The organism is Streptomyces incarnatus, assembly GCF_001027185.1.
GTDB classification, from domain to species: Bacteria; Actinomycetota; Actinomycetes; order Streptomycetales; family Streptomycetaceae; genus Streptomyces; species Streptomyces puniciscabiei.
The window spans coordinates 908,893-921,341 of sequence record NZ_CP011497.1 but is presented as its reverse complement, the minus strand read 5'-3'; the positions used below and the strand labels follow the sequence as shown (position 1 = coordinate 921,341).

11 protein-coding genes are annotated in these 12,449 nt (G+C 72.4%); 10 read left to right on the top strand and 1 reads right to left on the bottom strand.

Annotation, left to right across the window (positions count from 1 at the left end; genetic code table 11):
• The first annotated feature begins 8 nt into the window (after window positions 1-8).
• Together ABB07_RS04050 and ABB07_RS04045 are read left to right on the top strand one after the other, a co-directional pair.
• Window positions 9-3,029: an alpha-mannosidase gene (locus ABB07_RS04050; protein ID WP_208897344.1), complete on the top strand. Its 3,021-nt coding sequence runs from the start codon at window positions 9-11 to the stop codon at window positions 3,027-3,029.
• 88 nt (window positions 3,030-3,117) lie between these two features.
• Window positions 3,118-3,585, top strand: a complete 468-nt coding sequence (locus ABB07_RS04045; protein WP_208897342.1) for a DUF4231 domain-containing protein — start codon at window positions 3,118-3,120, stop codon at window positions 3,583-3,585.
• A 13-nt stretch (window positions 3,586-3,598) separates the two neighbouring features.
• Here ABB07_RS04045 and ABB07_RS04040 read toward each other — a convergent pair whose 3' ends face one another.
• Complete coding sequence (locus ABB07_RS04040; RefSeq protein ID WP_208897340.1) at window positions 3,599-4,303, bottom strand: FadR/GntR family transcriptional regulator; 705 nt, start codon at window positions 4,301-4,303, stop codon at window positions 3,599-3,601.
• A 163-nt stretch (window positions 4,304-4,466) separates the two neighbouring features.
• Here ABB07_RS04040 and ABB07_RS04035 point away from each other — a divergent pair, with 163 nt between their 5' ends.
• The 8 genes from ABB07_RS04035 to ABB07_RS04000 are packed head-to-tail and all read left to right on the top strand — an operon-like array spanning window position 4,467 to window position 12,430.
• Window positions 4,467-5,531 carry a sugar ABC transporter substrate-binding protein gene (locus tag ABB07_RS04035; protein ID WP_208897338.1) on the top strand — a complete coding sequence of 355 codons (1,065 nt, stop codon included), beginning with the start codon at window positions 4,467-4,469 and terminating at the stop codon, window positions 5,529-5,531.
• Window positions 5,528-7,078, top strand: a complete 1,551-nt coding sequence (locus ABB07_RS04030; RefSeq protein WP_208897336.1) for a sugar ABC transporter ATP-binding protein — start codon at window positions 5,528-5,530, stop codon at window positions 7,076-7,078. The genes ABB07_RS04035 and ABB07_RS04030 overlap by 4 nt, the downstream gene beginning before the upstream one ends.
• A gap of 28 nt (window positions 7,079-7,106) precedes the next feature.
• The gene (locus ABB07_RS04025) at window positions 7,107-8,108 is read left to right on the top strand and encodes an ABC transporter permease (RefSeq protein ID WP_208903267.1); all 1,002 of its coding nucleotides are present in this window, start codon (window positions 7,107-7,109) and stop codon (window positions 8,106-8,108) included.
• Between the two features lie 36 nt (window positions 8,109-8,144).
• Window positions 8,145-9,485: an L-fuconate dehydratase gene (locus tag ABB07_RS04020; protein WP_208897334.1), complete on the top strand. Its 1,341-nt coding sequence runs from the start codon at window positions 8,145-8,147 to the stop codon at window positions 9,483-9,485.
• Window positions 9,482-10,237, top strand: a complete 756-nt coding sequence (locus ABB07_RS04015) for an SDR family NAD(P)-dependent oxidoreductase (RefSeq protein WP_208897333.1) — start codon at window positions 9,482-9,484, stop codon at window positions 10,235-10,237. Before ABB07_RS04020 ends, ABB07_RS04015 begins: the two co-directional genes overlap by 4 nt.
• A complete protein-coding gene (locus ABB07_RS04010; protein ID WP_208897332.1) occupies window positions 10,234-11,205 on the top strand; it encodes an aldo/keto reductase in 972 nt (323 codons plus the stop codon). Before ABB07_RS04015 ends, ABB07_RS04010 begins: the two co-directional genes overlap by 4 nt.
• Entirely contained in the window at window positions 11,202-11,516 is a 315-nt protein-coding gene (locus ABB07_RS04005; RefSeq protein ID WP_208897327.1) for an L-rhamnose mutarotase, read from the top strand. Before ABB07_RS04010 ends, ABB07_RS04005 begins: the two co-directional genes overlap by 4 nt.
• Window positions 11,513-12,430, top strand: a complete 918-nt coding sequence (locus ABB07_RS04000) for an amidohydrolase family protein (protein ID WP_208897325.1) — start codon at window positions 11,513-11,515, stop codon at window positions 12,428-12,430. The genes ABB07_RS04005 and ABB07_RS04000 overlap by 4 nt, the downstream gene beginning before the upstream one ends.
• Window positions 12,431-12,449 lie beyond the last annotated feature (19 nt).

Here is a 12,449-nt window from a genome sequence, read left to right as displayed (position 1 = left end):
CACCCCGCATGCATGACGACCGCACTCTGGTGGAAGCCCGCCTCCGGCGTGTCCTCGACGAACGCATCCGCCCCGCCGTGTACCCCGAGTCCGTGCCGCTGCGGGTCGCGGTGTGGCACGCGCCCGGCGAGCCGGTGCCGGTCGAGGAGGGACTCGCCGCGGAGCCGGAGCCGATCGAGGTCGGCACCCGCTGGGGTGCGCCCTGGGGCACCAGCTGGTTCCGGGTGACCGGGACCGTGCCCGAGGCGTGGGCCGGGAGGAGCGTCGAGGCCCTGCTCGACCTGGGCTTCGACGAGAACATGCCCGGCTTCCAGTGCGAGGGCCTGGTCTACCGGCCCGACGGCACCCCGGTGAAGGGCCTCAACCCCCGCAACCAGTGGGTGCGCGTCGGCGCCCCGGTGGCGGGCGGCGAGGAGGTGGTCCTGCACATCGAGGCCGCCTCCAACCCGGTCATCCTCGACTACCACCCCTTCCTGCCCACCCGGCTGGGCGACAAGGACACCGCCGGGCACGAGCCGCAGTACACCCTCACCCGCATGGACCTCGCCGTCTTCGACGAGACCGTCTGGCAGCTGGTCATGGACCTGGAGGTGCTCGGCGAGCTGATGGCCGAACTGCCCGTGGACGCCGCGCGCCGGTACGACGTCCTGCGCGCCGTCGAACGGGCCCTGGACGCCGTCGACCTGCAGGACGTGAACGGCACGGCCGACCGCGCCCGCGCCGAGCTCACCGGTGTGCTGTCGGCGCCCGCCGTGCCGTCCGCGCACCGGATCAGCGCCGTCGGGCACGCGCACATCGACTCGGCCTGGCTGTGGCCGCTGCGGGAGACGGTCCGCAAGGTGGCCCGTACGACGTCCAACATGACCGCGCTCATCGAGGACGAGCCGGAGTTCGTCTTCGCCATGTCGCAGGCCCAGCAGTGGGCCTGGGTGAAGGAGCACCGGCCCGAGGTGTGGGCACGGGTGAAGAAGGCCGTGGCGGAAGGGCGGTTCGTGCCGGCCGGCGGGATGTGGGTGGAGTCGGACACCAACATGCCGGGCTCGGAGGCGATGGCCCGGCAGTTCGTGCACGGCAAGCGGTTCTTCCTGGACGAGTTCGGCATCGAGAACGAGGAGGCCTGGCTGCCCGACACCTTCGGCTTCGCCGCCGGACTCCCGCAGATCATCAGGGCGGCCGGGTCCAAGTGGCTGCTGACCCAGAAGATCTCCTGGTCCCAGACGAACAGGTTCCCGCACCACACCTTCCAGTGGGAGGGCATCGACGGCACCCGGATCTTCACGCACTTCCCGCCCGTCGACACCTACAACTGCTCCATGAAGGGCAGCGAACTCGCCCACGCGGCCCGCAACTTCAAGGACAAGGGCAGGGCCCGGCACTCCCTCGCACCCACCGGCTGGGGCGACGGGGGCGGCGGCACCACCCGCGAGATGGTCGCCAAGGCGGCCCGGCTGCGCGACCTCGAGGGCTCGGCCACCGTCGTCTGGGAGACACCCCGCGCCTTCTTCGAGAAGGCCGAGGCCGAGTACCCCGAACCGCCCGTCTGGGTCGGCGAGCTGTACCTCGAACTCCACCGCGCCACCCTCACCAGTCAGGCCGGGACCAAGCAGGGCAACCGGCGCAGCGAACACCTCCTGCGCGAGGCCGAGCTGTGGGCGGCCACCGCGGCCGTACGCACCGGATTGCCCTACCCCTACGAGGAGCTGGACCGGATCTGGAAGACGGTCCTGCTGCACCAGTTCCACGACATCCTGCCCGGCTCGTCCATCGCCTGGGTGCACCGCGAGGCACGGGCGACGTACGAGCGGATCGCCGCCGAACTGAACGACATCATCGGCGCGGCACAGCGGGCACTGGCCGGCGACGGGGAACGGGACCTGGTCTTCAACTCGGCGCCGCACACCCGGGCCGCGGTCGCCGCGGGTGCCGCCGCCGTCCCCGCCGTGACCGGACACACCCGGCTCGCCCCGCGCGGGAACGGCGGATTCGTGCTGGACAACGGACTGCTCCGGATCGGCATCGACCCGCGGGGCCTGGTGGTCTCCGCCTACGACATCACCGCCGACCGCGAGACCATCGCCCCCGGCAGGGCCGCGAACCTGCTCCAGCTCCACCCGGACTTCCCGAACATGTGGGACGCGTGGGACGTGGACGCCTTCTACCGCAACACGGTCACGGACCTCACGGGGGCGGACGAGGTGAGTGCCGCTGAGGACGGGATGTCGGTGCGGATCGTCCGGTCCTTCGGCGCCTCCCGGGTCACCCAGGTGCTGACGCTGCCGCCGGGCGAGCGGCGGCTGGTCATCGACACCGAGGCCGACTGGCACGAGACGGAGAAGTTCCTCAAACTGGCCTTCCCGCTCGACCTGCACGCCGAACGGTACGCGTCCGAGACCCAGTTCGGCCATGTCTTCCGCCCGACCCACGCCAACACCTCCTGGGAGGCCGCCAAGTTCGAGGCGTGCAACCACCGCTTCGTCCACCTGGAGGAGCCCGGCTGGGGCGTGGCGGTGGTGAACGACTCGACGTACGGCCACGACGTGACCCGCACGGTGCGCACCGACGGCGACCGCGGTACGACGACCACGGTGCGGGTCTCCCTGCTGCGCGCCCCGCGCTTCCCCGATCCCGAGACCGACCAGGGCATCCACCGCTTCCGGCACGCGCTGGTCCCGGGCGCCTCGATCGCCGACGCGGTCCGCGAGGGCTGGCGGATCAACCTGCCGGAACGGCACCTGACCGGCGCCCACGAGGTCGCGCCGCTGGTCAGCGTCGACAACGACTCCGTCGTCATCACGGCCGTCAAACTCGCCGACGACGGCAGTGGCGACGTGGTGGTCCGCTTCCACGAGGCCCACGGCGGCCGGGCCCGGGCCACGCTCACGGCCGGTTTCGAGGTGGCGGACATCACCGTGACCGACCTGCTGGAACGGCCGGGCGGCGACATCGAGCCGCCGGTGCGCGACGGCGAGCGGATGACCGTGCGGCTGCGGCCGTTCGAATTGGTGACGCTGCGGTTGCGCAGGGCGTGAGCCCTGGTGGGCGAGGGCGCCCGGCGCGGCCGCCCTCGCCCACCGTCGGGGCTTTCCCGGGCGCGGGCGCGGCCACCATGATGTGCGGATGAGACGAAGAAGGATCCCCGACGGCTCCTGGGTCGCGGAGCCGGATCCCCTGCTGGCTCTCGCCCGAAGGGATCTGACGTTCTACGCCAGGGCCGCCGACCGGGCCAGGCGGCTGCACCACGGGACCGAACTCGGCGCTCTCCTCACCACGTCGGTGACGGTCGTGGCCGCCGGTCTGCATGCTCCCGCCTGGCTGACCGCGCTGATCGCGGGCGGCGCCGTCTTCTTCACCGGCATGCGCCAGCTGTACGGCGCCGGCTCGCGCTGGGTGCTGGCCGCGCAGGCGCGGGAGTCGTTGCACAGGGCACTCGACCGCTACCTGCTCCTGCCGGAGGCCGAACGCGACGCGGCGGCCCGGCAGGCGCTGCAGACCGTGGTCGAGGAGGTCGGCGCGAACGAGTTGCGCGCCTGGTCCGAGGCGCAGAGCGGGCGCCCGGAACCGCCTGTGCCCTCAGTGGGGGCCTGACCGAGGGAGCCGGTCAGGCCCCCAGCTGCGTCCTCAGCCACTCCTCCACCTCGCCGACATGGGCCGCTGCCGCCGCCCGTGCCGCCTCCGGGTCACGGGCTGCCAGGGCGCGGTGGATGGCGGCGTGTTCGCGGCGGGTGCGGGCGAAGGCGCCCTCCTCCTGGTAGCCGCGCCAGACGCGGGCGCGGAAGGTGCGGGAGGACAGGCCCTCCAGGATGGCGGCCATGGTCTCGTTGCCCGCGGCCGCGGCGATCTCGCGGTGGAAGGCGAGGTCGTGGGCGAGGATCTCCTCGGGGTCGTCGGTGGCGTTCATCGCCGCCAGGTGCTTCTCCACGGCGGCCAGTTGCTCGTCGGTGATGCGCGCGGCGGCCAGCGCTGTCGCCGTCGACTCCAGGATGCGGCGCACCTCCAGGAGCTCCACCAGGCGCGGTCCCCGGGACAGGTCCGCGACCACCCCGAAGGTCTCCAGCAGGTCGCCGGCCTCCAGCGCGGTGACGTAGATCCCGGAGCCGTGCCGGGCCTCCAGGACGCCCATCACGGTCAGGGCGCGGATCGCCTCCCGCATCGAACTGCGGGAGATGCCCAGCCGGGCCGCCAGATCCCGCTCGGTGGGCAGCCGCTGGCCCGGTTCCAGCCGGCCCTCGGCGATCATCGCCTTGATCTCCTCGATGGCGCGCTGGGTCACCGTGCCCTTCTGCGGCACGTCCTCCTCGTCCACACCACTCCTCCTTCCCCCCGGTGCGCCGCAGTCTAGCCAGCCAAGTGGTCGGACCACTATGCCCTCGATCCGCGAATTTTCCGTGCACGAGGGTGTCGACGCGGCTTATTGGTCTGATAAGTATGCGGCGTCTGCTCGAACACCCTCGACGAGGAGCCGCGAGATGCCCGCCAGCACAGTCAGGAAGCGCAGCAGGTCCCGGATCATCGGCGCGGTGGCTCTGGCCGCCGGTGCCTCGCTCGTGCTCGCCGCCTGCGGCAGCACCAAGGACACCGCGAGCGAGGGCAGCGGCGGCACCGGCAAGGTGGGCGTGATCCTGCCGCTGCTGACCTCGCCGTTCTGGCAGTCGTACAACGACTACGTGCCCAGGATGGCCAAGTCCGAGGGCGTCGAGGTGCTGAAGACGGTCAACTCCAACAGCGACCCCTCCCAGCAGATCACCGACATCGACAACGAACTCACCCAGGGCGTCAAGGGACTGGTGGTCGCCCCGCTGGACAGCGCCGCCATCCAGGCCGGACTCGACCAGGCCGAGCGCAAGGGGGTCCCCGTGGTCGCCGTGGACGTCGCGCCCGACAAGGGCAAGGTCGCCATGGTGGTGCGCGCCGACAACGTGGCCTACGGCGAGAAGGCCTGCGACTACCTCGGACAGCACGTGGGCAGCGGCAAGGTCGTACAGGTCATGGGCGACCTCGCCTCGGTCAACGGCCGGGACCGCTCCGAGGCCTTCCGGTCCTGCGTGAAGAAGAAGTACCCGAAGCTGAAGGTGCTGGAGATCCCCGCGAAGTGGGAGTCCGACACCGCCGCCGCCAAGCTCGACACGCTCCTCAACGCCAACCCCGACATCAAGGGCATCTACCTCCAGGCCGGCGGTGTCTACCTCGCGCCGACCCTGCAGACCCTGAAGTCCAAGAACATGCTGAAACCGGCCGGGCAGCAGGGCCACATCGCGATCGTCTCCAACGACGGCATCCCGCAGGAGTTCGACGCCATCCGCAAGGGCGAGATCGACGCCACGGTCTCCCAGCCCGCCGACGCCTACGCCAAGTACGGCCTGTACTACATCAACGCGGCGATGGCCGGGAAGACGTTCAAGCCCGGGCCCACCGACCACGGCTCCGTGATCGTCAGGCTGCCCAGCGGGATCCTGGAGGACCAGCTGCCCGCGCCGCTGGTCACCAAGGCCAATGTCGACGACCCCAAGCTGTGGGGCAACACGGTCAAATGAGCACACCGCTTGTGGAAGCCGAGGGGATCGTCAAGCGCTACGGCCCCACCGTCGCCCTCGCCGACGGCCGGCTCACCGTCCGCCCCGGCGAGTCCCACGCCCTGGTCGGCCGCAACGGCGCCGGCAAGTCCACACTCGTCAACGTCCTCACCGGCCTGCAGGCCCCGGACGCGGGCACCGTCCGCTTCGACGGCGAGCCCGCGCCCCCGCTCGCCGACCGGGACGCCTGGCGCCGCAAGGTGGCCTGCGTCTACCAGAAGCCCACGGTCGTCCCGGAGCTGACGGTCGCCGAGAACCTGTTCCTCAACCGGCAGCCGACCGGCCGCGGCCTCATCAGCTGGCGCCGGCTGCGCCGGCAGGCCGCCGAACTCCTCGGCACCTGGGACGTGCGCGTCGACCCGGAGGCGCGCACCGCCGACCTCAGGGTCGAGGACCGCCAAATGGTGGAGATCGCCCGCGCGTTGAGCTTCGGCGCCCGGTTCATCGTGCTGGACGAACCCACCGCCCAGCTCGACAACCGGGAGATCGAACGGCTCTTCACCCGCATGCGCTCCCTGCAGGACTCCGGCGTCACCTTCCTGTTCATCTCCCACCACCTCCAGGAGGTGTACGAGGTCTGCCAGACGGTCACCGTGCTGCGCGACGCCCGCTGGATCACCACCGCCCCCGTCGCCGACCTGCCGAAGGCGGCGCTGGTGGAGGCCATGGCGGGGGAGTCCGTCGCCGAACGGGCCGTACCGGGCAGGGGAGTGGAGGACGGCGCTCCCGTCCTGCTGGAGGCACGCGGGCTCACCTCACCGGCGTACGAGAACGTCGGCCTCACCCTCCGCCGAGGCGAGGTCGTCGGACTCGCCGGCTCCAGCGGCAGCGGCAAGACCGAGCTCGCCGAGTCCTTCGCCGGGCTGCACACCCCGACGGCCGGTACTGCTCAACTCGACGGTCAGCGGCTGCCGTTCGGGGACGTACGGGCCGCCCTGCGGGCCGGCGTCGGCTGTGTGCCGCGCGACCGGCACGAGCAGGGACTGGTGTCCGGCATGAGCATCGGCGACAACGCCACGCTGAGCGTGCTGGACCGGCTCGGCCGGGCCGGATTCGTCGCCACCGACGCGCGGCGCCGTTTCGCGGCCGAACTGATCGACCGCCTCGACATCCACGCCGAGGGCCCCGACCAGCCGGTGTCCGACCTGTCCGGCGGCAACGCACAGAAGGTGGTGATGGCCCGCGCCCTCGCGTCCGATCCCCGCCTCCTGATCCTGATCAACCCCACCGCCGGTGTCGACGTGAAGTCCAAGGAGTCGCTGCTGGCCCGCGTGGACAGCGCCCGCGAGGACGGCACCGCCGTGCTCGTCGTCTCCGACGAACTCGACGACCTGCGCCGCTGCGACCGCGTCCTCGTCCTCTTCCACGGCCGTGTCGTCGCCGAGCACCCGGCCGGCTGGCGCGACCACGAGCTGATCGCCTCCATCGAAGGAGTTGACCATGGCCACAGCATCTCCCGGGGGCAGCCCCCGGACCCCCGGCCGAGCCGCGGGGGCCGGGGTGACTGAGATGAAAGCCGCGGCGCCCGCCACCGCCATGCCCGCCCGGGACCGGCAAGGCGCCGGTGGCTCCAGGACCGTACTGCTCCGCCGAGCCCGCGAACTCGCCCTCGTACCCGCCCTGTTGCTGCTCATGGTGCTCGGCGCCGCGGTCAATGACTCGTTCTTGACCGAGCGGAACCTGATCTCGATCCTCGGGGCCTCCGCCGCGCTCGCGATGGTCGTGCTCGCCGAGTCCCTCGTGCTGATCACCGGCAGGTTCGACCTGTCCCTGGAGTCGGTGGTCGGCATCGCACCGGCCGTCGGCGCCCTGCTGGTGCTGCCCGCGAGCCAGTCCGGCTGGGGCACCGGCTTCCCGGCCGCGCTCGCCCTGCTCGCGATTCCCCTGGTCGGTGCGGTGATCGGCGCCTTCAACGGCGTCCTCGTCGTGAAGTTCCGGCTCAACGCCTTCATCGTCACGCTCGCGATGCTCATCGTGCTGCGCGGCCTGCTGGTCGGCGCCACCAAGGGCAAGACCCTGTTCGGCATGCCCGACAGCTTCTCCTCCCTGGCCACCACCACCTTCCTCAACGCCCCGCTGTCCGTGTGGCTCGCCGCCGTCGCCTTCGCCGTCGCCGGGTTCGTGCTGAAGTACCACCGCACCGGCCGCGCCCTGTACGCAATCGGCGGCAACGCGGACGCCGCCCGCGCGGCCGGTGTCCGCGTGGACCGGGTGATGCTCGGCGTGTACGTCGTCGCGGGCGTGCTCGCCTCGGTCGGCGGGCTGCTGCAGACCGGGTACGTCGGCGCGATCAGCGCCAACCAGGGCCAGAACATGATCTTCACCGTGTTCGCGGCCGCGGTGATCGGCGGCATCAGCCTGGACGGCGGCAAGGGCACCATGTTCGGCGCCCTGACCGGGGTCCTCCTCCTGGGCGTCGTGCAGAACCTGCTCACCCTCGCCCAGGTCCCGTCGTTCTGGATCCAGGCCATCTACGGCGGGATCATCCTCGTCGCCCTCGTGATCGCGCGCGTGACGACGGGCCGCGCCCAGGACTGACGAGCCGGCACCTGTCCCACGACGGAAAGGACTTCAGTGTCCCAGGCCCCCGCCCGCGTCATCGCGGTCGACACCCACGACATCCGTTTCCCCACCTCGCGCGAGCTGGACGGCTCCGACGCGATGAACCCCGACCCCGACTACTCGGCGGCCTACGTCGTGCTGCGCACCGACGCCGCCGACGGGCACGAGGGACACGGGTTCGTCTTCACCATCGGGCGGGGCAACGACGTCCAGGTCGCCGCGATCGACGCGCTCAGGAACCATGTGCTCGGCCGCGACGTGGCCGAGCTGTGCGCCGACCCCGGCTCGCTCTTCCGGGACCTGATCGGCGACAGCCAGCTGCGCTGGCTCGGCCCGGAGAAGGGCGTGATGCACATGGCGGTCGGGGCCGTCGTCAACGCCGTCTGGGACCTCGCCGCCCGGCGGGCCGGCAAACCCCTGTGGCAGCTGCTCGCCGACGCCGAACCCGAGTGGCTGGTCGGGCAGATCGACTTCCGGTACATCGCGGACGCGCTCACCCCCGCCGAGGCCCTCGACCTGCTCAGGCACGGCAGAGAAGGCGCCGGGGAGCGCCGGGCCCGGCTGCTGGAGCGGGGCTACCCCGCCTACACCACCTCCCCGGGCTGGCTCGGCTACGACGACGACAAGCTGACCCGGCTCGCCGCGCAGGCCGTCGCCGACGGCTTCACGCAGATCAAGCTGAAGGTCGGTGCCGACCTCGACGACGACATCCGGCGCTGCCGGGTCGCCCGCGCCGTCGTCGGACCGGACGTCCGGCTCGCCGTCGACGCCAACCAGCGCTGGAACGTCGACGAGGCGATCCGCTGGACCAGGGCCCTCGCCGAGTTCGGCCCGTACTGGATCGAGGAGCCCACCAGCCCCGACGACGTCCTGGGCCACGCCGCCATCCGCCGCGCGGTGGCCCCGGTGAAGGTCGCCACCGGCGAGCACGTGCACAACCGGATCATGTTCAAGCAGCTCCTCCAGGCGGGCGCCCTCGACATCGTCCAGATCGACGCCGCCCGGGTCGCCGGCGTCAACGAGAACCTCGCCATCCTGCTGCTCGCCGCCAGGTTCGGCGTCCCGGTCTGCCCGCACGCGGGCGGCGTCGGCCTGTGCGAACTCGTCCAGCACCTGTCGATGTTCGACTACCTGGCCGTCTCGGGCACCACCGAGGACCGGGTCATCGAGTACGTCGACCACCTCCACGAGCACTTCACCACCCCGGTCGTCATCCGCGACGGCCACTACACCGCGCCCACCGCGCCCGGCTTCTCGGCCGCCCTGCGCCCGGAGTCGATCGCGCGCTACACCTACCCCGGCGGCACCTACTGGGCCGCCGACCCCGACACCCAGAAGGGACAGGCCGCATGAGCGACTTCGCGGGCCTCAGGGCCCTGGTCACCGGCGGCGCGTCCGGCATCGGCCGGGCCACCGCCGACCTCCTCGCCGCCCGTGGCGCCCGGGTCGCCGTCCTCGACCGGGACCCCGCGGACGTCGGCAAGCCGCTCCTCGCCCACCGCGCCGACGTCACCGACGACGCCTCGGTCCGGGCCGCCGTCGAGCGGGCCGCCGAGGACCTCGGCGGCCTGGACGTGCTGGTCAACAACGCCGGGATCGGCGCCCAGGGCACGGTCGAGGACAACGACGACGCCGAATGGCTCCACGTCTTCGACGTCAACGTCCTCGGCATGGTCCGCACCGCCCGGGCCGCCCTGCCGTACCTGCGCCGCTCGTCGCACGCCGCGATCGTCAACACCTGCTCCATCGCCGCCACCGCCGGACTGCCCCAGCGGGCCCTGTACAGCGCCACCAAGGGCGCCGTGTACTCCCTGACCCTCGCCATGGCCGCCGACCACGTCCGCGAGGGCATACGCGTCAACTGCGTCAACCCCGGTACGGCGGACACCCCGTGGATCGGCCGGCTGCTGGACGCCGCCCCCGACCCGGCCGCCGAACGCGCCGCGCTGGCGGCCCGCCAGCCCACCGGCCGGCTGGTCTCCGCCGCGGAAGTGGCGGGCGCCATCGCCTACTTGGCCAGTCCGCAGTCCGGCGCCACCACCGGCACCGCCCTCGCCGTCGACGGCGGCATGCAGGGCCTGAGGCCGCGGCCGGTGGGCCGGTGACGCGGCTCGGCCGCAGCGGCGTCGAGGTCACCCCGCTCGGCTTCGGCGCCGCGGCCCTCGGCAACCTCTACCGCCCGGTCGACGACGAGCAGGCGGGACAGGCCGTACGGGCCGCCTGGCAGCGCGGCATCCGGTACTTCGACACCGCCCCGCACTACGGCCTCGGGCTGTCCGAACGCCGGCTCGGCGCCGCCCTGCGGCAGTACGGCCGGGCCGGCTACACCCTCTCCACCAAGGTCGGCCGCCGCCTCGACCCGGCCGACGGCACGGGTGACGACCTGGCCCACGGCTTCGCCGTACCCGCGACCCACCGCCGGGTGTGGGACTTCAGCGCCGACGGCGTCCGCCGCACCCTGGAGGCGAGCCTCGCCCGCCTCGGCCTGGACCGCGTCGACGTCGTCTACCTGCACGACCCCGACGACCACGCCGAGCAGGCCTTCCGCGAGGGCTACCCGGCGCTGGAGAAGCTGCGCGCCGAAGGTGTCGTCGGCGCGATCGGCGCGGGCATGAACCAGACCGCCATGCTCACCCGGTTCGTCCGGGACACCGACGTGGACGTGGTCCTGTGCGCGGGCCGCTACACCCTGCTCGACCGCAGCGCCGGCGCCGAGTTGCTGCCCGCGGCCGCCGAGCACGGGGTGTCGGTGGTCCTCGGCGGCGTCTTCAACTCGGGCCTGCTGGCCGACCCGACGCCCGAGTCGACGTACGACTACGGCCGTGTCCCACCGGAGATGCTGGAGCGGGCCCTTCGGATGAAGGCGGTGGCCGAGCGGAACGGCGTCACCCTGCGCGCCGCCGCGCTGGCCTTCGCCGCCGCCCACCCGGCCGTCGCCAGTGTCCTCACAGGCCCCCGCTCCGCACCCGAAGTCCATGACTGCGCCGAGCAGTTCACGACCAGCGTCCCGGCGGAGTTCTGGCAGGAGCTGCGGGAGTCCGGCCTGCTGCCCCGAGAGGAGGGCCCGTCATGAGAGTCGCCCTGCACACCAAGGTCCGCCCCGACCGGATCGCCGCGTACGAGGCCGCCCACCGCGAGGTCCCGGCGGAACTGACCCGGGCCATCCGCGCCGCCGGTGCCACCTCCTGGACCATCTGGCGCAGCGGCACCGATCTGTTCCACCTGCTGGAGTGCGAGGACTACGCCCGCCTGCTCGCCGAGCTGGAGCAACTGCCGGTCAACGTGGCCTGGCAGGCCCGCATGGCCCAGCTGCTCGACGTGGTGCACGACTACTCCGAAGGCGGCGCGGACGCCGGACTGCCCGTCGTCTGGGAGCTGCCGTGACCGTCGACGCCCACCACCACGTCTGGGACCTGTCCGTCCGCGACCAGGACTGGATCAAGGGGCCCGAACTCCAACTGCTGCGCCGGAACTTCACGGTGACCGACCTGGAGCCGGAGGCCAGCGCGGCAGGGGTGGACCGTACGGTCCTCGTCCAGACGGTCACCGTCCCGGAGGAGACCCCCGAGTTCCTGGCCCTGGCGGCCGGGCACGACCTGATCGCGGGTGTCGTGGGCTGGACCGACCTGACCCGCCCGGACGTGACCGACGAACTGGCCCGGTTGCGCGAACTCCCCGGCGGCGCCTTCCTGAAGGGCATCCGGCACCAGGTCCAGGGCGAGCCGGACCCGGAGTGGCTGCTGCGCGAGGACGTACGGCGGGGACTCGCGGCCGTGGCGGCGGCGGGGCTGGTGTACGACCTGGTCGTCCTGCCCCACCAGCTCCCGGCGTGTGTCCGGGCGGCCGAGGCGCTGCCGCAGCTCACCTTCGTCCTGGACCACCTGGGCAAACCGCCCGTCGCGTCCGGCGCGGTCGAACCCTGGGCCACGCACATCAGGGCGCTGTCCGCGCTGCCCAACACCGTCTGCAAGGTGTCCGGGATGCTCACCGAGGCGGACCGGTCGCTGTGGGGCCGCGACACCTGGCCGCTCGCGCCCCTGCGCCCCTACTGGGACACCGTGCTGAACGCCTTCGGGCCCGGCCGCCTGATGTTCGGCTCGGACTGGCCGGTGTGCACGGCGGCAGGGACGTACGCACAGGTGGCGCAGCTCGCGCGCGACCTGGCGCGGGACCTGACCCGGGACGAGCGCGCCCACCTGTTCGACACCACCGCCACCCGCGTCTACGGCCTGGGAACCGGTGCCTCCGGCCTGGGAACCGGTGCCTCCGGCCCCGGTGCTCACGACACCGGCCGGTGAGGACGGCCCGCGATCGTCC